Below are 26,089 nucleotides of genomic sequence, written 5' to 3' on the forward strand. Positions count from 1 at the left end.
CGCCAGGCCACCTACGGCTCCAACCCGATCTCCCGCATCAAGAGTTTTTCCGGGCCGCTCACGCAGCCCCTTTTCCGACGAGGTGTGTTGGTGAAACGAGCGGCCCCCAATGTTGCAATGTCAGTCAACCTGCTCGATGACCTGGTGGCCACCCCGTGGCGACATGGTTTCATCGCGCTCATGCGCCGCATCAATGCGGACCCCGCCATCGCTCCGGTCGGCACCGCACTGCTGCCGTACGCGGAACCGTTCCGCATCGGCCAGAAGCCGAGTCTCGTCTTCGCGCCGAGTGAAGTTGCCGAAGCCAGGATCAAGGACAACAGGTTGCATATCCGGCTTCATAGCTTGGGGATGCTGGGTCCGAACGGGCCATTGCCAATTCACGTTACAGAGATCGCCCGCGAGCGCGAAGCGCTGCGAGGTGACACGACGCTGAGCAATTTCCTCGACGTCTTTCATCACCGCTCGCTCGCGCTCCTGTACCGCGCGTGGGCCTCGGCGCAGGCGGCCGCCAGCCTCGACCGGCCGGATCACGACCGCTTCTCGTTCTACGTCGGCTGTGTTTCCGGCACGTCGCCGCGACGCGACCGCACCGTGAGGTTGCCCTCGCATGCACGCCTCGCGTCGGGAGTGCATCTGGTGCACGAGGCCCGCAACCCGGACGCGCTCGCCATGACGGTTGCGCACCGCTTCGGCGTGCCCGCGCGCATCGACGAATGGTCGCTGCACTGGACCGTGCTGCCGCCGAAGCTTCAATGCAGGGCAGGGGAGGAGCGCATGTCCGCCATCCTGGGAGGCGGTGCGGTGCTGGGCGAGCAGGTGCCCGGCAAGATGCACCGTTTCTGCCTCGTGCTCGGACCGCTCGACATCGAGACATACCACCGCCTGACGCCACGCGGCGCGGATTTGCTGCGGCTTGTCGCGCTGGTACGGGCACACATGGGCCTGGAGTACGAGTGGCTGCTGGAACTGCAGATCAGGCCGCAAGATGCGACCTGTGCGAGCTTGGGTGACCACCAGCAGCTCGGCTGGTCGGGGTGGCTCGGGGAGTCGCCTGCGGGCGAGCCGGTCGTGGGCATGCGCTTCGAACCCGAACTGTACGTAAAGCAGCTTGTGCGGAACATGAAGCAGGTTCAACGATAAACATGAAGGCTCTCAATGAACCGTGCGCACAACTCGCGTCGCTGATTCCAGCATTTGAGGAAGAGCGCCTCGCTCCCGACCGCCTGGTATTGATCCCACCAGGGAGGAAAGCTAAGCAAAAAGAACTTCATCCGCATCGCCGATGATCTTCACGCCCGGCCACTGCGTCCCTACACACTCCGCCCCCTCAGCGCCCAATTAAACACGCGCCGCGCATCCGAAACCGGCTGCGTCAACCGGTCGAACAACTGCGCGACCGCGCCATCCAGTTGAGCGAGTGCCGGCGCCTTATGCACATCGATATCAGCGGCAATCGTCACAGAAGCACGCTCATCGGACCCGCCACCCGCAGCACGCGCCACGCCGTTATAGCGCGCAATCAATGAATCGAGCCGCGCCACGATCGACTCGATATGCGCCGCGCCGACCTCGGCCGCATTGAGCGCCGTCTCTTCGCGCAACCCGCCGCGCCGCGCGGAATCACTCAACACCCGCGCCCAATGCAGACAACACAGCAGCGAACCGGTCGCCAGCTCGACATCGGGATTCCACACCACCACACGCTGCGTCTGCAGCGGCCGCAGCGCGATGCGCAGATCGTGCCAACTGCGATCGAGCTTGCGCATCGCCGGAACCGCATCAGCCGCCAGCGCTCCCGATCCGGTGAGCCGCACCATTTCACGCAGCGCGCCCAATACCGAAGCCAGCCTCGTCTCGACATGCCGCGTCGCGGCAAGCGGCATCATGAGGATCGCGACCGCGAACGACACGACACAACCCACCAGCACTTCCTCAATTCGCAATTCGACCAGCGGTCCCATCGCGAACCCCAACTCGCCGTAGACCAACCCGACGAGTACGGTAATAAAAAACACCCCCGGCGCGTACGCGTTCAGAATGAAGTAAGCCCAGCCGAACACGCACAGCAGCATCGCGGCGACCAGCAGAACCGGCGAGTCCTGCAGCGGCGCAACCAGCGACACGCTGACGAGCGCGCCACCCAGCGTCCCCACGAGGCGCTGCGCGCCGCGATACACCGTATCGGCGCGCGACCGCGTGCCGAGGAACACGACGAATGTGGTAATGACCGCCCAGAACCAGCGCTCCGGCGAAAGCGAGTGACCGATCAGCATGGCGAGCAACGCAGCGGTCGTGGCGCGCGTGGCGGGGAGCCAGCAAAGCTTGCTGTGCAAATCGGCAAAGCGCTGCGATGCAGTCAGCGCGACCGCACCGCCGGCCGGAGCAAACGAAGCGCGGCGCGCGTCGTTATCTCGATGCGCCGTCTGCCTGAGCCGCGCAATCGCGTGACGCAATACGCGAGCGTTCGCCTCGACGCCGCCGTCCGCGTGCCCCGATGCAAACGCATACTGCCCGGCCGCCACTTCCACTTCGACGATCCGTTCACGAATCGTTTCGGCATCGGACGGATTGAGCAGCGCCAATTGTTCTTCGAGCGAGAGCGCGGCTTCGTTCAACGCGGAGAGATGCGCCGCCACCGCAGCGTGAAGTACGCGCGCAGCGCGCAGCGTCACCGTGTGAACCGCCAGGCGCAAGCTCTTCGCGGCCCGCATCGGCACGATCACGCGGCCCACCAGCGCGACCATCAACGGGCCGAACGCGGACAGCAGGAGCGACTGCACGAGATGCGTCGTCGAAGGATGCAGATACAGGCCGAGGTAAAAACACACCACGCCGAGCATCGCACAACCCAATGCACGCGGACCGCAAGCCTGACACAGCATGCCGACGAACATCACGACGAGGAAGCCGGCATCGCCGGCCAGCGGATACCGGCTCAGCACGCTCGCCGCAGCGAAGCACGCGCACGCACACAGATAGAGGCAGACGAGCGTACCGAACCACGCGGGCCGCCGCGCATCGCGCACGAACAGCGGCGCGACCATCGCAAAGAGGATGCCGGGGGCGGCGAGCGTGATGGGGTGATGCCGGGAGGCGGTCCACGCGATGCTGGCCACGCCGGTGAGCAGGCAGGCGAGCGCAACGCGCAGCGCGGTATGAAGACGTACGAGCCCCGGGTCCGCGGCAAGCAGGCGGTCGGCGACGCGCGAAAACGCGGCAGCAATCATGATCGATGATGTCCAGGCTAAATAGCCGCCACCGGCTTTTGGCCGATTGCGACAAGGCGGGCGCGCGGGCCCGCCAACTTCGTATCGCCGGACTGGGTCGCCATGCCGGGATCACCGGCCAGCAGCCCCGCCCGACGACGGGCGATAGCACCCGAACGGACACACCGGAACGCGCTGCAAAGGGTGGCGCAGCGCATCCGGCGGATTCGGGTTTTCCCGGATGATACCTGGTCAAAATTACGATTGTCGAGTTTTTGCGGCGGTGCAGCAGGGTTCGGCGCGCCCCGCGCCAAGCCAGGCTAGCCCGAAGCCGCGTCAGGTCGCGTCGTGGAAGATCACCCCGAGCGTATGCCGCTGGCCGGAGCGCAGGCGGCTCACGCCATGCCGCAAATTGACCCGGTACGGGCCGCGCGTCCCTTGTACCGGACGGTGATGGACGGCGAACACCACCGCGTCGCCCTTGCCGAGCGGCACCACTTCCGTGCGCGATTGCATTCGCGGACGCTGCTCCGTCATGACGAATTCGCCGCCGGTGAAGTCCGCGCCGGGCTCGGACAGCAGAATCGCGACCTGGAGCGGAAAGACGTGTTCGCCGTAGAGATCCTGATGCAGGCAGTTGTAGTCATCGATCGCGTATTGAAGCATGAGCGGCGTGGGGCGCGTCTGGCCGGCGGCGTGGCAGCGCTCGATAAATTCCGCATGCGTAGCCGGATAGCGGACGTCGATATCCATCACCTCGTTCCAGCGATTCGCCACGGGCGCGAGGCTCGGATAAAGCGTGGTACGCAACTCCGCAACCAACGGCGGCAGCGGATAGGCAAAGTACTTGTACTCGCCGCGGCCAAAACCATGCCGCGCCATCACGACGCGGCTGCGGAACAATGATTCGCGCGGATAGAGCGCGGTCAGCGCGTCGCATTCCCCGGCGCTGAGCAGGTTGTGCAGCATTGCGCTGCCATACGCGTTCAATCCTTGCTGGACATCGAACCAGTCGATCGCCCCGACACGCTGCGCGAGCGAACCGTCCGCCTGCGCGGCACCGCCTTTGCTACCCGGCTTCCGGGTCGCACCGGCTCCGAACTCCAATTCCAGCGAGTGCGATTGTTGACCCTTCGCAATCGTATCCATAAACCCTCTCCATCACGCCATGAGCAGAACGATGATCGAGTGTAAGCACACGCGTTCCGTCACGCACTCCGACTCTTGCTCTTCAATTCTGCGCTGTTCGCAGTCGTTGCTCTGACAACGGGTGCATTATGTTCAGAACGATGCAGCCCCAGCGCAGGACGTCGCGTCAGCCACGCGGTCATCCGGCGGGCCTTAAGCAAATCCAAATGCCCGCTTAGGAAATGCGAACTTCGCGGGACGTGCTGCCTCGTTCATAGTAAGGCCCTATTAAGCTCAATGCGTATCTGGAGACTTTGCCCATGTCTGCTGCCCCGCAGAAACTCGACGACTGGCTCAACAAGCAGGCGGTAGCGAAAGACGACATCACGGCCTTTCCGCTGGCGGCGATGGCCGCCACGCTCGATCGCGAAGAAAACGGCGGCACGGTGCCGCCGCTCTGGCACTGGCTGTACTTTCTGCCCATAGCGCCAATGTCCGAAGTCGGCCCGGACGGCCATCCGAAGCGCGGCGGTTTTCTGCCGCCCGTTCCGCTGCCGCGCCGCATGTGGGCCGGCGGCCGGTTGACGTTCCACGCACCGCTGAAAGTGGGCGAGCGCGCCACGCGCACTTCGACCATCGCCAATATCGAGGACAAGACCGGCCGATCCGGCCGTCTCGTGTTCGTCACGGTGCAGCACACCATTGAAGCCGGCGGAGAGCTGAAGCTCGAAGAAGAACACGACATCGTCTATCGCGACGCGCCGCACGAGGGCGCGCGGCCGCCGCAGCCGCAACTCGCGCCGGAAGGCGAAGTGTGGCGCCGCACGATCGACCCCGACCCCGTCATGCTGTTCCGCTACTCGGCGCTGACCTTCAACGGCCACCGCATTCATTACGACTACCCATACGTCACGCAGGTGGAAGGCTATCCGGGTCTGGTCGTTCATGGTCCGTTGATTGCAACGCTGCTGGTCGATCTGGTGCGCCGCGAACAGCCGGACGCCACGCTGCAGAGTTTCGCCTTCAAGGCGGTGCGTCCGACATTCGCGGGCCAGGCGTTCACGGTGTGCGGCAAGCCTTCCGCCGACGGCAAGGTCATCGATCTGTGGGCCAAGGACCACGAGGGCTATCTGACCATGCGCGCCACGGCCGCGCTTGCCTGAACTCCAAGAGATTCGACCATGCAAACCACGCAACAGGATTCCTTCCAGGACATTCGCGAAGCCGTACGCGATCTGTGCCAGCAGTTTTCCGGCGAGTACTTCCGCAAGATCGACGAAGCACGCGGCTATCCGGAAGCATTCGTCGATGCGCTCACCAAGGCCGGCTGGCTGGCCGCGCTGATTCCGCAGGACTTCGGCGGTTCGGGGCTGGGACTGACGGAAGCGTCGGTCATCATGGAGGAAATCAATCGTGCGGGCGGCAACTCGGGCGCGTGCCACGGTCAGATGTACAACATGGGCACGCTGTTGCGTCACGGCTCCGAAGAGCAGAAGCAAAAGTATCTGCCGAAGATCGCATGCGGCGATTTGCGCCTGCAATCGATGGGCGTAACCGAGCCGTCCACCGGCACGGACACCACGAAGATCAAGACCACTGCCGAGCGGCGCGGCGACCGCTATGTGATCAACGGCCAGAAGGTGTGGATCTCGCGCGTACAGCATTCGGATCTGATGATTCTGCTCGCGCGCACCACGCCGCTTGCGGATGTGAAAAAGAAATCGGAAGGCATGTCGATCTTTATCGTCGATCTGCATGAAGCGATAGGCCACGGCATGACCGTGCAGCCGATTCTGAACATGGTCAATCACGAGACCAACGAACTGTTTTTCGACAACCTCGAAATCCCCGCCGAGAATCTGATCGGCGAAGAAGGGCAGGGCTTCAGATACATTCTCGACGGCTTGAATGCGGAGCGCACGCTGATCGCAGCCGAATGTATCGGCGACGGTTACTGGTTCGTCGACAAAGTGACTGAGTACGCGAAAGAGCGCATCGTATTCGGTCGCCCGATCGGCCAGAATCAGGGTGTGCAGTTTCCCATCGCGCGTTCGTTTATCAACGTCGAGGCGGCCAGCCTGATGCGATTCGAGGCGGCACGCCGTTTCGACGCGCATCAACCGTGCGGCGCGCAGGCGAACATGGCGAAGCTGCTCGCGGCCGACGCATCATGGGAAGCGGCCAACGCGTGTCTGCAATTCCACGGCGGTTTCGGCTTTGCCTGCGAGTACGACGTCGAGCGCAAATTCCGCGAGACGCGTCTTTACCAGGTCGCACCGATTTCCACCAATCTGATTCTTTCGTACGTGGCCGAGCATATTCTCGGGCTGCCGCGTTCGTTCTGACCTGCGGGCGGAAACACTCATGAGACCACTCGACGGTATCAAGGTCGTCACGCTCGAACACGCGATCGCCGCGCCGTTCTGTACGCGTCAACTCGCGGATCTCGGCGCGCGGGTGATCAAGATCGAGCGCCCTGGCGTCGGCGACTTCGCGCGCGGCTACGACGAGCGCGTGCATGGACTGTCGTCGCATTTCGTCTGGACCAATCGTTCGAAGGAAAGCCTCTCGCTCGATCTGAAGCAGCCTGCCGCAGCGGAGATTCTCGACGCCCTGGTCGCCGACGCGGACGTGCTGGTGCAGAACCTCGCTCCCGGCGCTGCGGATCGGCTTGGTCTCGGTTACGACACCTTGAGCAAGAAGTATCCAAGGCTGATCGTTTGCGATATTTCCGGCTATGGTGCCGACGGCCCGTACCGCGACAAGAAAGCCTACGACCTGCTGATCCAGAGCGAATCCGGTTTCCTGTCGATCACCGGTTCGCCGGGCCAGCCGGCCAAGGCCGGATGTTCGATTGCGGATATTGCGGCCGGCATGTACGCGTATTCCAACATTCTGAGCGCGCTGCTGTTGCGCGGGCGCACGGGGCACGGTTGCCGCATCGACGTGTCGATGCTGGAGAGCATGGTGGAGTGGATGGGTTATCCGCTCTATTACGCGATCGACGGTCAGGCGCCGCCCGCGCTCTCCGGCGCGGCGCACGCCACGATCTATCCGTACGGACCGTTCCCCGCCGGCGACGGCAAGACGGTGATGCTCGGTTTGCAAAACGAACGCGAATGGAAGCTCTTTTGCGAGCGCGTGTTGAAGCAGCCGGAACTCGCCATGGACGAGCGCTTTGCATCGAATTCGAAGCGCACGTTGGCGCGTGAAGCATTGCGCGAGGTGATCGTCGCGGCCTTCGCGAAGCTGAGCGCGGCGCAGGTTATCGAACGGCTCGATGACGCCGGCATCGCCAACGCACAGATGAATACGCTCGCCGATGTGTGGGCGCACCCGCAATTGAAGGCGCGCGAGCGCTGGCATGAAGTGGGCACGGCGGCGGGCGTGGTGCCGGCGTTGCTGCCGCCAGGCATGCCAGCGGATTTCGAGCCGCGCATGGATCCCGTCCCCGCGCTCGGAGAGCACACCGACGCCATCCTGCGCGAACTCGGCTACGACAGCGCGCGTATCGACGCGTTGCGTGCCGCCGGCGCGATCTGAAATTCCCCGTTCCAGCAGGCAAATAACGCCACGCCGGCGACCTGAACGAATACGACGCGACATCATCATGAACGATCATCCCAGTCTGACGCTTGCCACCTTCGCCGCTCAACTCGACTTCGACAGCATTCCGCCTGCGGTGGTCGAGCGCACCGTCAACCTTTATGTCGACTGGCTCGGCTCGGCGTTGGCCGGCAAAGGCGCGCGGCCGGTCGAAACCATTGCGCGGTTCGCGCGCCAGGCCGGCGGTGCGTCGAAGGACGGCGCCTGCGAAGTGTTGATCGACCGCAGCCGCACCACGCCGTATTTCGCGGCCATGATCAACGGCGCGGCGTCGCATTTCGCCGAACAGGACGACGTGCACAATGGCTCGGTGTTTCATCCCGCGACGGTCGTGTTTCCGGTGGCACTCGCGCTGGCGCAAGCCCGTCGCGCGTCGGGCCGCGACCTGATCGCGGCGGCGGTGGCGGGCTATGAAGTCGGCATCCGCATCGGCGAGTTTCTTGGGCGCTCGCACTACAAGGTGTTTCACACCACGGGCACGGCGGGCACGGTGGCGGCGGCTGCCACGGCGGGACGGCTGCTCGGTCTGTCGCCCACGCAGATGCTCGACGCGTTCGGCTCGGCGGGCACGCAGGCAAGCGGCTTGTGGGAGTTTCTGCGCGACGCCGCCGACTCGAAGCAACTGCACACGGCAATGGCCGCCGCCAACGGGCTGATGGCCGCGCAACTCGCCGCCGACGGCTTCAAGGGCGCGACGCATATTCTCGAAGGCGCGCAGGGCATGGCCGCGGGCATGTCGAGCGACGCCGATCCCGCGCGTCTCGTCGACCGCCTGGGCAGCCGGTGGGCGACGGCGGAGACGTCGTTCAAGTATCACGCGGCGTGCCGCCATACGCACCCCGCCGCCGACGCGTTGCTCGCCGCGGTGCAGGAGCACCGTCTCGCACCGCGCGACATAGCGAAAGTCGTGGCGCACGTGCATCAAGGCGCGCTCGACGTGCTCGGCGCGGTCGTCACGCCGCGCACCGTGCACCAGGCGAAGTTCAACATGGGCACGGTGCTGGGACTCGTCGCGTATCACGGCTATGCGGGCGTGATGGAATTCGAGCAGGGTTTCGACGCGGACGAGATCGCCGCTTTCCGCGCCAACGTCGAGATGGCGTTCGACGCTGAAGTGGACGCCGCCTATCCCGCGCGCTGGATCGGCAAGGTGACGGTCACCACCACCGACGGCCGCACGTTCGCGGGCCGCGTCGACGAACCGAAGGGCGACCCGGGCAATACGCTGTCACGCGATGAGATCGCCACCAAGCTGCATCGGCTGGCGGCGTTTTCGGGCGCGGCCACGGAAGGCGAGGCCGAGCGATTGCTCGGCAAAGCGTGGCGGATCGCGGAGCAATCGCAGGTCGGGTCAGTGTTCGAAGCACAGTCCGACGCGGAGTCCAACGCGGCGGCGGCCGCATGAGCGCCGCGCTGCCGCGCTCCTACCTGTTCGTGCCGGGCAATCGTCCTGAGCGCTTCGAAAAAGCGCACGCTGCCGGCGCCGACGCGGTGATTCTCGATCTCGAAGACGCCGTGCCGCCCGACGAAAAACCGGCGGCTCGCGCGGCGGTGCTGGCCGCTGTATCGGGCGATGCAACGGGGCCTACAGCGCGGCCCGCGTGGGTGCGCATCAACGGCGCGGACACCTCGTGGTTCAACGAAGATATCGCAGCGCTGGCCGGCCACGCCGGCGTCGCCGGCATCGTGCTGCCCAAAGCGGAGACGCGCGAGCAGATCGAAGCCGTGCTGGCGCTCGCACATTCCGCGTCGAGCGTGTTGCCGATCGTCGAAACCGCGCGCGGATTTGCGAACCTCGCGGTGTTGTGCGCCGCGAAGCGCGTGCAGCGTATTGTGTTCGGCACACTGGATTTTCAGATCGATCTCGGTATCGATGGCGACGGCGAGGAACTGCATCTGTTCCGCTCGCAGATCGTGCTGGCGTCGCGGCTTGCCGGGATCGGTGCGCCGGTGGACGGCGTGTCGACCACCATCACCGATACCGATGCCATCGAGGCCGAGGCGCGCCGCGGCCGGCGCTTCGGCTTCGGCGGCAAGCTGTGCATTCATCCCCGGCAGATCGATGCGGTGCATCGCGCTTACGCATGGAGCGAAGCGGACAAGGCATGGGCGCAACGCGTGCTGGCCGCGGTGGAAACGAGCCAGGGCGCGGCCGTGGCGGTGGACGGCAAGATGGTCGATATGCCGGTGATTCTGAAGGCGCGACGGATCGCGGCGGGCGCCTAACCGCACCTTCGTGCCGCACGGCTGCGTGCGCTTGCCTGTCGTCTGCCCCTCTTTTGTGCGCGAATCGGGTGAGAAGGCGTGACGACGCGGTGCCCGCAGCCAAAGAAAATTCAGCAGACGGCAGGCGTCGCCGCGTCGCTTTCGCATTCGGCCAGCAACGAGAGCAGCTTGTCCAGCGCGAACGGTTTCCTGAGAAAGCCTTTGACGGGAAAGGCGGGCGCCTCGCCGCTGCCGCTCGTCAGAATGACGGGTACGGACGCCAGTTCACTGCGGGCCTGCATCGATTCGATCAACTCGGCGCCGTCCATGTTGGGCATGCGCCAGTCACACACCACGGCGCTTACGCGCGTGCGCTGCAGTCGTTCAAAAGCTTCGGCGCCATCCGCCGCCGTGGCGACCGTGTAACCACGGCCGACCAGCACGGCGCGCAGCGCGGACAATGCCTCGGGTTGGTCGTCGACCAGTAATACGCGACTCATTTTGCTTATGCCTGAAATATCGGTTGCACCGGGCCTCGGGTGTTCATGGCCCAGTCGCGACAGGGGTGCGGGCAAAATCGCCACGCGGTCTCGTCCTGCCGGGTTGCAACTCAAGCAAGGGTCGTGCCTGATGATCCCGGCGCGTGCGATCGTGCATTGCCGCGAGTGAGGAAGCGCCATCTGATGCAGGGAGTCGCGGGCAAGACCGGCGGCTCTGCCGAAACCGTCTAGTGCTTCTTTCGTGCCCGGTTAAGATTGGCCTTTGTCTTGTGAGCGCCGACGGCGCTTCAACTCAGGCCTTCACCATGCATTTCGATTTCGTGGATTTGCGTTTACTGCTCAATATCGCCGATACGCAGAACCTCGCTCGCGCGGCGGAGCGTTCGCATCTGTCGGCGCCGGCGGCGAGCAACCGGGTCAAGAATCTCGAAGAACAATTGGGTTTCAAGCTGCTTTACCGCACCAGCCAGGGCGTGACGCTGACGCCCGCGGGCGAAGCCTTCGTGCATCACGCGCGGCTTGTGCTCGAACGGGTCGAGCATCTTGCCGGCGACATGCAGGAGTACGGCGAAGGCATCAAGGGACACGTGCGCATCTGGGCCAATACCACCGCGATCAGCGAGTTCATGCCGGCCGTGCTGAGCCATTTTCTGCGCGATCATCCGGACGTCAATATCGATCTGCGTGAAGTGCTGAGCGGCGAAATCGTCAAAGGCGTGGCGGATAGCGCGACGGATATCGGCATTGTGGCGGGCAATGTGCATGCGGAACATCTGGAAATGCTGCCGTATCGCGACGACCGACTCGTGCTGGTCACGTCGCGCGATCATCCGTTGGCGCGGCAGGCGTCGGTCGATTTCTCGCAGGTGCTTGCGGCCAATTTCGTGAGCTTGCCCACCTCCAGCGCGATCCACGCGTTCATCATGAGTGCCGCCGATGCGCTCGGCGCGCGTCTGAAACTGCGCATCCAGGTCGGCAATTTCGAAGCCGCCTGCCGGATGATCGAAGCGGGCGTGGGGATCGGCATCGTGCCGGAATCGGTTGCGCGGCGGCACAAGAAGACGATGCAGATCGCCACCGTCGGACTGAACGACCCCTGGGCCGAGCGCAAGCTCAAGATCTGCGTTCGCAGTCTCAAGGATCTGCCGCCGTTCGCGCGCGTGCTGGTGGACAGGTTGATGGCGAGCGTTTGAGTCCGGCGCGGTTGTCGGAATGCCGCGCATTCTCCCGGGGCGCTATTGATCCGGTCGGTCAGGAGGAGTAGGTCACGCGCTTTTTCCTGAGCCGCCAGAGTCAGCCGGCATTTCCAATAAGAAACGAACGCGCTGTAAGCGCCACGCGCCCACTGCTTGGTCCCAAGCTCGCGTGAACACCGCGAGCCATGCATTTGCCGCACACGTTGTTCAAGCTCAGTAAGCCTTCAGGCGTCTTTTACCAGCCGTTGCCGGGCAAATATCCTTGCCGCCATAAAAACCCGCGTGTATAGTTTCCGAACTTACTCTTGTTTCGCATCGGAAATAAAAGGGATTTTCATGGACGCTTCCACCATCCTCGCTGACCTGGGCATCGCCCACGCGGCGCAAGCCGGCGACATCGCGGTTCATTCGCCCATTACCGGCGAACTCATCGGCCGCGTGGCCAGCAACACCGTGGCGGAAGTCGACACGGCCCTCGCTCAGGCGAAAGAGGCGTACACCGCCTGGCGCAACGTTCCGGCGCCGCGCCGCGGCGAACTGGTGCGTCTGCTCGGCAACCGTCTGCGTGAGAAGAAGCAGGCGCTCGGCAGCATCATCACGCTCGAGACCGGCAAGATTCTTCAGGAAGGCATGGGCGAAGTGCAGGAAATGATCGACATCTGCGATTTCGCGGTCGGTCTGTCGCGCCAGTTGTATGGTCTGACGATCGCTTCCGAGCGTCCGGGGCATCGCATGGCGGAGACGTGGCATCCCGTGGGTACTTGCGTCGTGATCTCGGCATTCAATTTTCCGGCTGCGGTGTGGTCGTGGAATGCGGCGCTCGCGCTGGTCTGCGGCAATGCGGTGATCTGGAAGCCGTCGGAAAAGACGCCGCTTACCGCGCTCGCCGTCAATCAGATTCTCAGCGAGGCACTGCAAGAGTTCGGCGACGCGCCGGCCGGCCTCACTGCGTTGATCAACGGCGGCCGCGACGTGGGTGCGAAGCTGGTAGCCGACCCGCGCGCGTCGATTGTCAGCGCCACGGGCAGCACGGAAATGGGCCGCACGGTCGGCGTGGAAGTGGCGAAGCGCTTTGGCCGCTCGCTGCTGGAGCTCGGCGGCAACAACGCGGGCATCGTCACGCAAACGGCGGATCACGAGCTCGCCATGCGCGGCATTCTGTTTTCGGCGGTGGGTACGGCGGGGCAACGTTGCACGTCGCTGCGCCGTTTGTTCGTGCACGAGAGCGTGTACGACAAAACCATCGAACGTTTGAAGCAGCTGTACAGCAAGGTGCCGATCGGCAATCCGCTCGAAAAGGTTACGCTGATGGGGCCGCTGATCGACAAGCAATCGTATGGCCGCATGCAGGAAGCGCTGCAACAGGCTACCGCGGAAGGCGGCAAGGTGTTCGGCGGCGAGCGCGTCGAGGTGAAGGGATATGAAGGCGGCTATTACGTGCGTCCGGCGATTGTCGAAATGTCGTCGCAAACGTCGGTGGTGCTGAAGGAAACGTTCGCACCGATTCTGTACGTGCTGCGCTACACCGATTTCGCCGACGCCGTCGAAGCGAACAATGCGGCGGCGCACGGTCTGTCGTCGTGTGTATTCACAACCGATCTGCGCGAAGCGGAACGCTTCCTGTCCGATTCGGGCAGCGACTGCGGTATCGCGAACGTCAACATCGGGCCGAGCGGCGCGGAAATCGGCGGCGCGTTCGGCGGCGAGAAAGAAACCGGCGGCGGCCGCGAATCGGGTTCGGACGCGTGGAAAGCTTATATGCGCCGCGCTACCAACACGGTCAATTACTCGTCGGCACTCCCGCTCGCGCAGGGTATCGACTTCAATATCGGCTGATACCGTTCGCGTAGTCCGTTCGTTGAGTCCTGATATGCAGCGGTGCATTCACGCGCCGCTGCAGCTTTGCCAAACCTTCTTCAGCAATCCGTTTGCGCCGCCGGCGTCAAGAGCGGCCACGCTATTCGTGGGGTAAGACGTGAGTTCCAAAGTCGTGATCGTCGGCGGTGGGGTGATCGGCAGTTCCATCGCATATTTCTTGCGGCTGTCGGATCCGACAGTCAGCGTCACGGTGATCGAACGCGATCCGACTTATGCGCGTTCCTCGTCGGCATTATCGGCGGCCTCGATCCGTCAGCAATTCTCCACACCGCTGTCCATTCAGATGTCGCTGTTCGGCATCGAGTTTCTGCGCTCGATCGGCGACCGGCTGGAGGTCGACGGCGCCAAACCGTCGATCGATCTGCACGAAGGCGGCTACCTGTTCCTCGCGACGCCGGCTGGCGAGGCCACGCTGCGCGAGAACCACGCGCTGCAAAAAAGTCTCGGCGCCGATATTAGTCTGCTCGACAAAGCCGCGTTGCAAACGCGCTTTCCCTGGCTCAACACGGAAGACCTCGTGGCCGGCGCGTACGGTGAGAGCGGCGAAGGCTGGTTCGACGGCTACGGGCTCGTGCAGGCACTGCGCAAGAAGGCGCAGTCGCTCGGCGCGCGCTACGTCGCCGCCGACGTCACCGCACTGCAGCGCGACGGCAGACGCGTTACCCACGTACAGACCGCGAACGGCGAGACCTATGCCTGCGACGTGGTGGTCAATGCCGCCGGCGCGTGGTCGCGCAAAGTCGCTCAGATGATCGGCATCGACATTCCGGTGCATGCGCGGCGCCGCAGTATTTTCAATGTCACCTCGCCGGGGCAACTCGAACACTGTCCGTTGCTGATCGATCCGAGCGGCGTGTATTTCCGTCCCGAAGGCAAGTCGTTTATCTGCGGCACGTCGCCCTCGGCGGACAACGACCCCGACGATCTGCCGCTCGACGAAGTCGATCACGCGCTATTCGACGACGTGATCTGGCCGACGCTTGCGCACCGCGTGCCGCAATTCGAAGCGCTGCGTGTGCAGAATTGCTGGTCCGGCTACTACGAATACAACGTGCTCGACCAGAACGCGATCATCGGCTATCACCCGGATGTCGATAACTGCATTTTCGCCAACGGTTTTAGCGGACACGGATTGCAGCAAGGGCCCGCAACGGGCCGTGGCATCAGCGAACTGATTCTGCACGGCCGCTACACGACGCTCGATCTGGGCTCGTTGAGCTTCACGCGCGTGCTCGAAAACCGGCCGATCGTGGAGAAAAACGTGGTGTAGCCGCATGCGCCGGGGTGATGCGAAAAACGCAATACGTAGTGCGTAGATATCGTTTGCCGCTCACCCTGACCATGCCCACAATCGACGCCGATCCTCCATCCAGAGATAAGCGGCCCGTCACCATGTTCACGTTCAATCCCGCGTTCGCAGCGCCGACCGGTTCGCCGATCCGCGAGCTCTTCAAGTATCTGGCGCAACCCGGCATGATCTCGTTCGCCGGCGGCTATCCGGCGAGCGATCTGTTCGATCGCGACGGGCTCGACGCCGCGGCGGCACGGGCGTCGCAACACCCCACGCTGTGCCTGCAATACGGTCCCACCGACGGCCTCGTCGTCCTCAAGGAGCAACTCGCGCACTTGATGACACGCCGTGGCACGTCCTGCACGCCGCAGGAATTTCTCGTGACGACCGGCTCGCAGCAGGGCTTCGATCTGCTACTGCGCGTGATGATTGCGCCCGGCGACGTGGTGCTGGTCGAGCAGCCCGCCTATCCCGCGACCTTGCAGGCGCTCAAGTTGCAGGAGGCCGACGTGGTTACGATTCCCGTCGATCAGAACGGCCTCGACGTCGACGCTCTCGCGGCACTGCTCGAATCGGGCACGCTACGCCGTGCGCCGAAGCTGCTGTACACCGTCCCCACCTTCGCCAATCCGACCGGCGCGACCTTGTCGCTCGACCGCCGCATCGCGTTGCTGAAACTGGCGGCGCGTTACCGCTTTCTGATCGTCGAAGACGATCCCTACGGCGATCTGCGCTTTAGTGGCGCAGCCTTGCCTTCACTGCTTGCCTTGAGCGGGCAGGTGCCGGGTTCACGCGACTGGATCGTGCATTTCTCCAGTCTGTCGAAGATCGTCGCGCCGGGTTTGCGCGTGGGCTGGATGCTCGCTCACGCGGAGATCCTGCGCCGCTGCGTAATCGCCAAGCAGACGGTCGATCTGTGCAGCTCGCCGTGGACTCAGGCGATTGCCGCGGAGTACCTCGCGAGCGGCGCGCTGGAGCGTCATTTGCCGCGCATCGTCGACGCCTATGCCGTGAAATGCCGCACGCTGTGCGACGCGCTCGAAGCGCAACTGGCGGACCACATTGCGTTTCATCGTCCCGCCGGCGGTATGTTCGTGTGGGCACGATTGAAGGCCGGTCAGAACGCGTCCGATTATCTGCGTGGTTGTATCGAGAGCAATGTGATGTTCGTGCCGGGCGTGGCGTTTTATAAAGACAATATCGATCCGGCTGCACTGCGCCTGTCATTTGCCGCACCCGGCGTGGCCGATATCGAAACGGGCGTACAGAGAATGAAGCAGGCGCTCGAACATTTTTGACAGCGGCTAAGGCGATATTCGCATCGAGCCGGTACGCGCGATGCTGAAATAACCCGGCGAGCATACTCCGTGCAGCCGGGTTTTTTACATGTGTGTTTAATCACGCGGATTTAGCATAAGCTCTTCGGAAGAGTAATGCGATGCGAGGCCGCACGAGGCTGAAGGTATTATTCCCGAGGCATCGGGCGCAGCGCCGCGCGCGTCTACGGATAAGGCTGCACCTGCCCTTGCCGGTTTGACGAATCCAGTCACTGCGTCGAATGCGCGCGGTTCCTAATCTCTTAATCAGATGCAGGTCCGGTTTTTATCAAACTCCGAAGCGTGCCTGACTGTTAAATAGAAATTGCCGCTGGTTTCCGGCTAAAAATATCGGTTATCATCGCTGCCTTCGGAGACTGATCCCGCTGACTTTATTCGCCGGACATTCACGTTAATACCGTCGCATCGAACCAGAAGAAATCAGATGAAGATGTCGCGCAAAAAGATTGCAATCCTGGTCGTCGGTCTTCTGGTCGTGGCCGGTGTGATCATTCAGGCAGTATGGCGTCCATTTGCGCATCGCAAAGCAGCCGGGAACGGCGAAATCGTCCTCGATATTCATCACCCTGACGCGGTGATCGACAGCGAAGCGCTCTCGCGTTTGCCGCGCGACATCCTGAGTGTGCCGCTGCTGCGCGACGTGCTGACGCAAGACTTCGTCGACTATTACGAATCGGACAACACGCGGCTGTCGGCCGAGGGCGCGCTGCGGCGTCTCGCGTTCGAACATCAACTCGACTGGCGCGACGAACTGATCCGCCGTGTATTCGACGAACCCGCGCACGTGCTGCTGTGGCGCTCGCCCGACGGCCGCCTCGGCTACTGGGTGATGTCGATGCATCGCAACGGTTTCGCGAGGCTGCTGCAAGGCGTCGGCAACGTCGCCACGAGCGACGCGCAACTGAGCCAGGTGGCGAAGCTCTCCGGCGACGTGCCGGTCTATGCACTGAAACTCGCGGTCGGCCGCACGCTGCTGTTCGCCAGCAAAGACGATCGGCTGGTCGTGCTGTCCGCGCCCGGCGTGCTGCTTGACGAGAAGGGCGGACTGCTCAGCGAGCGGGCCGATGCGGTGTCCGGGATGTTGTCCTCCGGCCGCGACGATGCAGCGCGCGCCTATCAACTCGACGCGCCGGGCGAATCGCCGAAGGGCCACCGGCTAGTGGTGTCGGCCAACTACCTGTCGTTCGGTTATCAGGCGTTTTTCTCCGGCATCGACGCGCTGCGTTTCGATTTTTCGTCGACCGGCAATCCCGCAGGGGGGCGTGGCGAGGCGAACTGGCAGACCTCGGCGTTGATCGAGCCGGACAAGTTGCCGCAACAGTGGAACAGCGCCGATCTGTGGCGCGCGTTGCCGGCCAATCCGGCGGCCTGCACGAGCTTGCCGGCGGACTGGAACGAGGCCTCGGGCCTGTTGGGCAAGGTAGCCGGCGGCGGCGCGGATAACGCTGCCGCGATTGGCGATCAGCTCACCGGTCCTGCGGCGGTGTGCTGGTATGCGAAGTCGACGCTGGTCGCGCCGGTATTCGTCGCGCGCTTGAAGAAGCAGGACGCGGCCGGTATCGTGGCGTTGAAGACCGCGCTCGGCAAGACCTTCGGCGATGTGATCGGCGCCTATGAAGCGAAGGCCGCTAAAACCGACGGCTCCGACTCTGCAGGCTATCGCCGCCTGCAGGTCACCACGCGTGAGCAGGGCGCGGATGTGACCGTGTGGCAGCGACCGGTTAGCGCGCGTTCGGGCACGGCATTGACGAGCAAGGCGTCGTTCGCGTCGCAGTTGTCGGCGGAGCGTTATTTCCCGGTCACGCTGGCACTTGCGCACGGCTATTTGATCTTTTCGCCGGACGGCCGCCTCGTCGACGACACGCTCGCGGTGCTGGACAAGCGGTATCCGGCGCTTGCCGATACGCTCGCGCCACAGCGTCTGCCGCGCACGATTCTGACGCTCACGCCTTCATCGGCCGCCGCGCTGATCGAACGTGAGGCGGGCGCGGCGTTGCCTGCGGATCAGGAGGCGGTGTTCCGCAACGCATCGCGTACGCATCTCGTGCCGAAGCTGCACGCGCTTGCTCACTACCCGCCGGTTTCGCTGACGCTGCCGCAGAACCTGCCGGGTTCGACAGGCTGGGTGCCGGTGGAGTGGTGGTTCGATCGCGCGAGGGCTGGTGCCGGTTCCGGTTCGACTGAAGGCGTTGCCGATACGCCCGCGGATCAGCCCGGCACCGGGGGCGACTGAGTGCGCCGCCTTTGCGCTCCTCGCGCGGCATTCGCGATGTGCGTGGCTGAGCGCGCGCCGCAAGGCACGGTCGCGGCGAGGCCAGCGCAGCCTACGCGTGTTGCGCAGTCCACGCATGCCGTGCAGTCAACGCATGCTGCGCAGTCAACGTATGCCGCGCAGTCCACGACTCTCGCAGTCCACGCCGCCACCCCCTCGCGCCGCGCATGGCTCGCACGCGCTGCCTGTGCATTCGCCGTGGCGAGTCTCGCGCCCTATGCGCACGCGCTCACCGGCACCACCGCATCACCCGACCCCGACGCGCTGTCACCGCAGCAATCGGCGGCATTTCGCGCGTGGTTCGTGCGTATCGTCGATCAGCAGATGCGGCGCGGACCGACGCCGCGCTGGACCCAACGCGACTGCGCGGGCCTCGTGCGCTTCGCGGTCGGCGAGACGCTCAGGCCGCACGACACCCGCTGGCTGCGCGCGAATGGCATGACCAGTCTCGCGGATACCAGCAGCATGCCGCCCGAGCTGCAACTGTCCGCAGCGCAGCGCGGAATCGCCAACCGCTGGACCCAACTCGACGGATCCACCGGCGCCTACGCGTCGGCGATTGCACTGATTCAACGCAATAGCCGTTTTGTTTCGAAGGACGTGAACCAGGCGCTGCCCGGCGACCTGCTGTTCTTCGACCAGGGCGACGACCAGCATCTGATGATCTGGCTGGATCGCTACATCGCTTATCACACAGGCACCGTCACGCCGACCGATACCGGTCTGCGCGCCGTCGCCGTTTCCGATCTGATGCAATGGAAAGATTCCCGCTGGCAGCCGCTCGACGGCAATCCGAATTTCGTCGGCGTGTTTCGTTTGGACTTTCTGACACCATGACCCGAATGATTTCCGTCACGCCGTGGAGCAACTGGTTGGGCAACGCGCGCCGTCGCGCGGCAGGCACGTTCGCGGCGCTGCTTACCGTCTTGCTCGCGGCGATGACGCTCGCCATTTCACCGGCTGCTTATGCGGACGACGACGTGGCGAGCGCCGCTGCCGCAGCCGATGCCAACATCGCCGGAAATCCAACGCTGCAGACAGCGCCATCGAGCAACTTCAGTTCGCAGAAGGTCGACGGACAGCCGTTCTTCCTGCTTTCGGACGCGAGCTTCGGCAGCGATCAACTGGCACAGGTGCGGCTCGAAGCGCCCGGCCGCGATTTCAAGGACGCGTTGCAGGCATATGGCGGCGCGGACATCGTCGTGTATCGCGTGCCCAGGCCGCTCGACTTTCTGAAGGCGCAGAAGAATCTGCATCGGCTGAATGTCGCGCCGAATTATCAGGGCGAAGGGCTCGCGAATACGCTCGCCTATCTGTGGGACCGGTGGTTTACCGAAGCGCGCCGCGCATGGCAGCGCGTGCTGTCGTTCGCGACCCGCAGCAAGGCGATCGAAGCGGCGCCGCAATTCAAGCTCGGCGAGCAGACCGGCAAGCAAACGCAATTCGAGCCGAACTCGCAATTCGCGCCGCTGAAAGGCTACGACATGGTCGCGCGTTTCCGCTATCCGCTCTGGGACGCAAAAGTGATCCAGCCGCCCAAGGGCGTGAATCTGGCGGGCAGCAGCAGTAACTTTATCGAAGCCAGTGCGGGCAACGTAATGATTCCGGTCGGCAAGCTGCCGCCGGGGCTGTATATCGTCGAGGCGGTGATCGGCAATTATCGCGCGCATACGCTGCTGTTCGTGTCGGACACGGTGGCGGTCGTCAAAGCCGCGTCGGGTGGCATGCTGGTATGGACTACGCGGCGCGATAACGGCAAGCCGGTTGCGAATACGGAAGTGAGCTGGACCGACGGCGTGGGCGTTCTGCAAAGCGGCGCGACCGGCGGCGATGGCGCGCTGGTGCTGCAACACGTGAGCCCCGAGCGCAGCTACGTGCTCGGCACCGATCCGCAAGGCGGCGTGTTCGTCTCCGAAAATTTCTATTATGACAGCGAGATCTACAACACGAAGATCTATGCGGTGACCGACCGGCCCATGTACCGGCCGGGCGATCCGGTGCATGTGAAGTTCATCGGCCGCACGTTCCAGAGCGCGACGCAATCGTCCGCGCCCGCCGAGGCCGATATCAAGCTCGACGTGCTCGATCCGAACGGCGCGCCGGTGGCGAGCAGCAAGGTGCATTTCGCGTCCGGCACAGGCGCGGATACCGCGTTCACGCTGCCGGCCGATGCCACCGCCGGCGGCTATACGCTGCGCTTCGACTACAACGGCGATGTATACGGCAGTGCATTTCGCGTCGCCGAATATGTGAAGCCGCACTTCGATGTGAATCTCTCGATGGATAAAGCCGACTACGCGACCGGCGAGGTGCTGAAGGGCAAGATCCAGTTGCGCTATCCGGACGGCAAGCCGGTGCGCGACAGCAAGATTTCGGTCACGCTGCGCGCGCAGAAAGTGACGATCGTCGACGGCGAATTGCGTTATGCGGGACTCTTTCCGGTCAAGCTCGACCAGCAGGAACTGAAGACGGATGGCGACGGCAACGCGAGCCTCACGCTGCCAGTTGCGAAGGAGCCGAGCCGCTATGCGTTGACGCTGTTCGCGCAGGACGGCGCCGCGTACAAGGTGCGCGTGACGCGTGAAGTGCTGATCGCGCGCGGCGCGACGCCGTATCGTTTGAACACGGCCAAGTCGTTCTCGCAACCGAAGGAAGTGGTGAGCTTCGATCTGCAGGCGCTAGGTGAGATTGATCCTGCCTCGCACGCGCCGTCGAAGTACGAATGGACGCGCCTCGAATCGCAAACGCATGGCGAAGGCGCGTTGAAGGCCGCGAGCGCGGGCGGCAAGCTGTCGTTTCCGGTGCAATTCGACGAACCGGGTTCGTACATGCTGTCGGTCAAAGACGATTCGGGCAACCTGCTCGCCGCCACCAGCCACTGGGTCGCGGGCGATGGTCTGAAGGCGATTCCGGGCAGCGTCGAGATCGTGTTCGATCGCGACAGATACAAAATCGGCGACACCGCCGAAGCGCTGATTACGTTCCCCATGCCGGTCGACGACGCGCTGCTCACACTCGAACGCGACAACGTCGAACGTCGCGCTCTGCTGACGGCTGGCGGCGACTGGTTGCAACTGCAACGGGTGGCGCCGTCGCAATGGAAGGCGCGGATCAAGGTGGGCGAAGACTTCGCGCCGAACATGACGTTCTCGGTGTTGTATGTGCACGCCGGCGAATACGTGTTCCAGAACGCGGGCATCGTGGTCGCTCAACCGCAGATCGAACTGAGCGTGAAGAGCGACAAGCCGGTGTACGGTCCGGGCGACACGGTCACGCTGAATTTAGACAGTACGCTGAACGGCAAGTCGGAAGCGGCGAATCTGACGGTGAGCGTGGTCGATGAAATGGTCTACGTGTTGCAGCCCGAAATCGCGCCGAATATAGTCGACTTCTTCTATCACCCGCGCCGCAACAACGTGCGGACTTCGTCGAGCCTGTCGTTCATCACGTACGACCTCGCGCGCTCGCCGCTGAAAGGCGCGCCGGGCGGCCCGCAACGCGCGAACTACAACGAGCGTGGCGTGAAGGTGCTCGAACGGCCACGCCGTGACGATCAGGACACGGCCGCGTGGGAAGCCAACCTGAAAACCGATGCGAACGGCCACGCCACCATGACCTTCAGGATGCCGGATTCGCTGGCGCGCTGGCGCATTACCGTACGCGCCGCGGCGCCGGATGGCATGGTGGGGCAACGTACTGCTTACGTGCGCTCGGACAAGGCGCTGTATCTGAAGTGGAGCGGGCCGTCGCATTTCCGTGTCAACGACCAACCCGCCATCGACATGATCGCGTTCAATCAGACCGACGCGGACATGGATGCGCAGTGGGTGGTCGAAGGCGGCGGTCTTTCGTTGAATCAGAAGGTGACACTCAAGCGCGGCGCGAACTATCTGCGTCTGCCGAGCGGCGCGTTGAAAGATGGCGTGATCAACGCGACACTGCGCAGCGCGGCCAAAGATGTGGACCGTCTGCAGACCACAATTCATCTCGACGCGAGCGGCTGGCTCGATCTGCATCAGAACACGGTGTCGCTCGACGGTTCGAACAAGCCGCTCAATCTGCCGCAGGATGCGCAGGACGTCAGCGTGCGGTTCATCGGCAACGCACAGAGCCAGTTCCTGCGTGTCGCGGACGATCTGATCGCCTATCCGTACGGTTGCGCCGAGCAGACGTCGAGCCGCCTGATTCCGCTGGCGCTCGCGCATGATGCGATCGGACACGGCGACAATGCGAATTCGACGCAAGGCCTCGAAGCGCTGCTGCGCAATCAGCGGCAGCGTCTGGCCATGCTGGCAGGTGTCGGCGGCACGTTCGGCTGGTGGGGCGATACCACGGGCGGCAGCGCACTGATCACGGCCTACGCGTATTACGCGGACTGGCTCGCGAGCCGCAGCCTTGGCATCAGCCTGCCCGCCGACAACTGGCAGCATGCAATGGACGTCTATCGCGACGCCGGCGCGAAAGAGCCGCTGCTGCATCGTGCGCTGGCCTTGTGGCTGATGCAGCAGATGGGCCTGCCGGTTGCGACGCCGGTGTCGGGCGTTGCCGCGGACCTGATGAGCGACGCGGCGGCCACGGCCAACGTGCCCGCACGCAACGGCGCGTCTAGCGCATCGGACAGTATCGTGTTCGCACAAGCCGATTCGCCGCGCGGCAAGCAGATGGCGACGCTGCTGATCGCCAGCATGGCGCGCAGCACGAGTGCTCAATTACCCGATGGGTTCGATGCAGCGGCGAGCGCCGCGCGCGCGGCATTGAGCAACGATCCGGCGCCGCTCGTGCAAAGCCTGCTGGTCATGTCGGGCGGCGACGGCGGCGCGGCAGTCGATCCATCGGCCTTGCTCGCGAAGAGCAGCGCCGATTACCCGACGCTCGATCGCGCGCTCACGCTCCTGTGGTTACGCAAGGCGCTGGGCGGCGATGTAGCGGCCACGTCGTTGCCGTCGCTGCAAGGCGCGAACTGGACACGCGCAGCGACGCCGACCGGCACGCCGCTCTACAGGTGGACCGGCGCCACGCTGCCGGTCACGCTCGACGCCGGCGCCGCCCGCACCGACGTCAACGCGCTGGTCTCGTTCCGCAGTCATACGAGCGAGGACAGCCGCCTGAACATCAGCGTCGAGCGCCGTCTCTACAAGCTCGAACCGGTCGAGCTCGCGGTCGATCCGAAGAAAAAGGATGCCTCGGCCGAGAGCCGGTTGGGGCGCGCCGCGTTCACCGCGCGTCTGGTGAAGCAGGGCGATGCGATCGACAGCAACGCGCTCTACGTCGACGAAGTCAAACTCACGCCGCGCTCGGGCAACGCTTACCACTATGGCTTGCTCGACGTGCCGCTGCCGCCGGGCGGCGACGTCGAGGCGACGAGCTGGGGCGTGTCGATCGACGGTCTGCCGGGCGCGAAAGAGGGCGCCAGCGGTCCGCAGCCGTTCCAGCGCGTTGCGTCGTACGAGATGGGCGAACTGGCGTATCACCAGCCCGTGCCGTTGCTCGACCGGCCGGTCGCGCTGCGGCAACTGGTGCGCTTCGCGTTGCCGGGCACGTTCGCGTTGCCGCCCGCGCGCTACTTCCGCATGTATCAGCCGGACGCGAAGGCGTTCGAAGGCGGCAAGAGCGATCGCGTGACGACGTTGCGCATCCAGTAAGCGAGACGAGACCGCCATGTTCCGCGTCCTTCGGCCCTTGCGCGTACGTCTGGCAGCTACGCTGCGGATCGCGCTCGCCGTGGGCATGGTGTGCGGTTTTAACGGGGCGGGCGCTTATGCGGCGACTTCGTCTTCAGCCGCTTTAACCACGGCATCCGCGCCGCGGATGCTGCACTTTGCCTGGTTACGCGACGGCCAGAGTCAGCTTTGGCAAGCCGACGGCAGCGGCGCCGCGGTCGGCTTCTCGCCGCAGGCGGCGGGCGCTTTGCCGCGCACGCTTCAGACGCCGCTCGGCAGCGTGTGGAAACTGTTCGTCTACGGCTATCTGGTGGACCGCAACATCACTACGCCGGATTACGCCTGCAACGGCGGCGACCCGGACGAAGTGTATTGCTGCATGACTGGCGGTCACATCGATCGCGAACATGCGCTCGTGCAGTCGTGCGGACTCTTTTTCGAGCCCGCGCGCCTGCAACTCGATTCCGCCGACTGGCGCAAGTACTGGACGGCCGCACACGCGCCCGTCTGGCTGCGTGATCTGCGCGCCATGACCCCGGCGCACCGCGTGCCGGTAACCGAACTGCTCGCCGCCCTGCGGGCCATGCCCGCCCGGCCGCGTGAAGCGGCTGCCAGCACGCTCGTGTCGGTGCTGACCAGCGGACGCGGCGAAGGCACGGCGTCGCTCTACGGCAGTGTGCTGCGCGCCAAAACCTGGACGATGCCGGATCCGGCGCGACCAGGCGCGTCGGTCGGCGGCGCGGCGGGCTGGCTCGTCGACGGCACGCCGGTGTGGCTGGGCGGTTCGGGCGGCAGCGCGCGCGTGCTGGCGGCCGCCGCGCCGCGCCTCGCGCCGCTGCTCGCGCAAATCTCCGTGCCGGACGACGCCGCCTGCGTACTGGTCGATTTCTTCAGTCGCTATCCGATTCGCGAGGTGCTCGGCGACAAAGGACCGGCCGCCGCGCCAGAAGGGCCGTTGCGTGGTGATTTCCGGGTCGGCTTCGTGAATGGCAATTGGGCGCGCGTGACGAGCCGCGGCGAATTACGGCTCGATCGCGACGCGGCCGGCGCACCGCAAGTGGTCGGCCGTTTCGGCATGAACGACTACGTGGCGCGCGTGGTCGAGCGCGAAGGCGACACGAGCCAGCCGGAAGCGGCCAAGGCGTTGGCCGTCGCGGCGCGGACCTACGTCGTGCAGCATGGCAACCACGATCACGGCTGTTTTCGTATCGACGACAGCAGCAGCACGCAGCGCGTCCTGCCGCGCGCGCCCACCGCAGCCGCGCGCCATGCCGCCGACCTGACCGACGCGCTCGTGCTGACCGGCGTGCCTGTTCAGTATCACCACGACGAGGCCGCGTCGGGACAGATGAGCTGGCTGGCCGCGAAGGCTTCCGCTCAAACCGGCCTGACATTCGACGCCATTCTCGCGCGCACCTGGCCGCAAGCGACGCTGACGTCGTTTCAGAGTCCGCTATCGGGCGATTGCATCGCGGTGGCCGGAGCGCAGGCATGGCTGGAGCGCAACGCGCCGTTGTGGGCGCGGCGCATGGACGGCGCGGCGGGCTACGAAACGCCCGATCTGCCCGCCGTGTGCGCGGTGCGCGAAGGGCGTCCGTATGCGGATGCGCAGCGCAATCGCGTGTACGTGTACCGCTTGCAGACCGAAGAGGACCGTATTGCGTTGGCACATGAATATATCCACCTCGCGTTCCAGCATCATCCGCGTGGTCTCGACGAGACGTTCGTCGAGCGGACCGCGCGCACGCTGATTCGCACCGACAATCCGATCCAGTGAATATCTTTTCGCGCTTGCCTTGGTCGCTGT

The 26,089-nt window shown here is 64.4% G+C and carries 17 protein-coding genes; 14 read left to right on the forward strand and 3 right to left on the reverse strand.

Annotated elements, in window-relative coordinates; genetic code table 11:
* Window positions 1–117 precede the first annotated feature (117 nt).
* Complete coding sequence (gene tssG / locus PDMSB3_RS22440) at window positions 118–1,143, forward strand: type VI secretion system baseplate subunit TssG (protein WP_051058905.1); 1,026 nt, start codon at window positions 118–120, stop codon at window positions 1,141–1,143.
* 170 nt (window positions 1,144–1,313) lie between these two features.
* Here tssG and PDMSB3_RS22445 read toward each other — a convergent pair whose 3' ends face one another.
* On the reverse strand, window positions 1,314–3,230 hold the full coding sequence (locus PDMSB3_RS22445; protein WP_007176135.1) for an FUSC family protein: 1,917 nt from the start codon (window positions 3,228–3,230) through the stop codon (window positions 1,314–1,316).
* Between the two features lie 315 nt (window positions 3,231–3,545).
* A complete protein-coding gene (locus PDMSB3_RS22450; protein WP_197740266.1) occupies window positions 3,546–4,358 on the reverse strand; it encodes a 2OG-Fe(II) oxygenase in 813 nt (270 codons plus the stop codon).
* 299 nt (window positions 4,359–4,657) lie between these two features.
* Here PDMSB3_RS22450 and PDMSB3_RS22455 point away from each other — a divergent pair, with 299 nt between their 5' ends.
* The 5 genes from PDMSB3_RS22455 to PDMSB3_RS22475 all read left to right on the forward strand — a co-directional run bounded on the left by PDMSB3_RS22455 (window position 4,658) and on the right by PDMSB3_RS22475 (window position 10,169).
* On the forward strand, window positions 4,658–5,500 hold the full coding sequence (locus PDMSB3_RS22455; protein WP_165187778.1) for an FAS1-like dehydratase domain-containing protein: 843 nt from the start codon (window positions 4,658–4,660) through the stop codon (window positions 5,498–5,500).
* 18 nt (window positions 5,501–5,518) lie between these two features.
* On the forward strand, window positions 5,519–6,682 hold the full coding sequence (locus PDMSB3_RS22460) for an acyl-CoA dehydrogenase family protein (protein ID WP_007176138.1): 1,164 nt from the start codon (window positions 5,519–5,521) through the stop codon (window positions 6,680–6,682).
* Between the two features lie 19 nt (window positions 6,683–6,701).
* Window positions 6,702–7,880: a CaiB/BaiF CoA transferase family protein gene (locus tag PDMSB3_RS22465; protein ID WP_007176139.1), complete on the forward strand. Its 1,179-nt coding sequence runs from the start codon at window positions 6,702–6,704 to the stop codon at window positions 7,878–7,880.
* 67 nt (window positions 7,881–7,947) lie between these two features.
* Complete coding sequence (locus tag PDMSB3_RS22470) at window positions 7,948–9,348, forward strand: MmgE/PrpD family protein (protein WP_007176140.1); 1,401 nt, start codon at window positions 7,948–7,950, stop codon at window positions 9,346–9,348.
* Window positions 9,345–10,169, forward strand: coding sequence for an HpcH/HpaI aldolase/citrate lyase family protein (locus PDMSB3_RS22475; RefSeq protein WP_007176141.1), 825 nt, complete (start codon window positions 9,345–9,347; stop codon window positions 10,167–10,169). The genes PDMSB3_RS22470 and PDMSB3_RS22475 overlap by 4 nt, the downstream gene beginning before the upstream one ends.
* Before the next feature lie 110 nt (window positions 10,170–10,279).
* Here the strand turns inward: PDMSB3_RS22475 and PDMSB3_RS22480 are convergent, their stop codons facing one another.
* On the reverse strand, window positions 10,280–10,648 hold the full coding sequence (locus PDMSB3_RS22480) for a response regulator (RefSeq protein ID WP_007176142.1): 369 nt from the start codon (window positions 10,646–10,648) through the stop codon (window positions 10,280–10,282).
* 305 nt (window positions 10,649–10,953) lie between these two features.
* On the opposite strand from PDMSB3_RS22480, the gene PDMSB3_RS22485 reads away from it, so the two are divergent.
* From PDMSB3_RS22485 to PDMSB3_RS22520, 8 genes are all read left to right on the forward strand, one after another.
* Complete coding sequence (locus tag PDMSB3_RS22485; RefSeq protein ID WP_007176143.1) at window positions 10,954–11,841, forward strand: LysR family transcriptional regulator; 888 nt, start codon at window positions 10,954–10,956, stop codon at window positions 11,839–11,841.
* A gap of 339 nt (window positions 11,842–12,180) precedes the next feature.
* The gene (gene amaB / locus PDMSB3_RS22490) at window positions 12,181–13,680 is read left to right on the forward strand and encodes an L-piperidine-6-carboxylate dehydrogenase (protein ID WP_007176144.1); all 1,500 of its coding nucleotides are present in this window, start codon (window positions 12,181–12,183) and stop codon (window positions 13,678–13,680) included.
* Window positions 13,681–13,819: 139 nt separating this feature from the next.
* Window positions 13,820–14,992 (forward strand): NAD(P)/FAD-dependent oxidoreductase, encoded by a 1,173-nt coding sequence (locus PDMSB3_RS22495; RefSeq protein WP_035516422.1) that lies wholly within the window; start codon window positions 13,820–13,822, stop codon window positions 14,990–14,992.
* 122 nt (window positions 14,993–15,114) lie between these two features.
* Window positions 15,115–16,311, forward strand: a complete 1,197-nt coding sequence (locus tag PDMSB3_RS22500) for an aminotransferase-like domain-containing protein (protein ID WP_165189594.1) — start codon at window positions 15,115–15,117, stop codon at window positions 16,309–16,311.
* Window positions 16,312–16,774: 463 nt separating this feature from the next.
* Window positions 16,775–18,583 carry a DUF2138 domain-containing protein gene (locus PDMSB3_RS22505; protein WP_165187779.1) on the forward strand — a complete coding sequence of 603 codons (1,809 nt, stop codon included), beginning with the start codon at window positions 16,775–16,777 and terminating at the stop codon, window positions 18,581–18,583.
* 36 nt (window positions 18,584–18,619) lie between these two features.
* Window positions 18,620–19,459 (forward strand): DUF1175 domain-containing protein, encoded by an 840-nt coding sequence (locus tag PDMSB3_RS22510; RefSeq protein WP_007176148.1) that lies wholly within the window; start codon window positions 18,620–18,622, stop codon window positions 19,457–19,459.
* The gene (locus PDMSB3_RS22515; RefSeq protein WP_165187781.1) at window positions 19,456–24,264 is read left to right on the forward strand and encodes an alpha-2-macroglobulin family protein; all 4,809 of its coding nucleotides are present in this window, start codon (window positions 19,456–19,458) and stop codon (window positions 24,262–24,264) included. Before PDMSB3_RS22510 ends, PDMSB3_RS22515 begins: the two co-directional genes overlap by 4 nt.
* Before the next feature lie 166 nt (window positions 24,265–24,430).
* Window positions 24,431–26,059 (forward strand): DUF2300 domain-containing protein, encoded by a 1,629-nt coding sequence (locus PDMSB3_RS22520; protein WP_405044920.1) that lies wholly within the window; start codon window positions 24,431–24,433, stop codon window positions 26,057–26,059.
* Window positions 26,060–26,089: the final 30 nt, after the last annotated feature.

The sequence above is a fragment of the Paraburkholderia dioscoreae genome (assembly GCF_902459535.1).
GTDB lineage: Bacteria > Pseudomonadota > Gammaproteobacteria > Burkholderiales > Burkholderiaceae > Paraburkholderia > Paraburkholderia dioscoreae.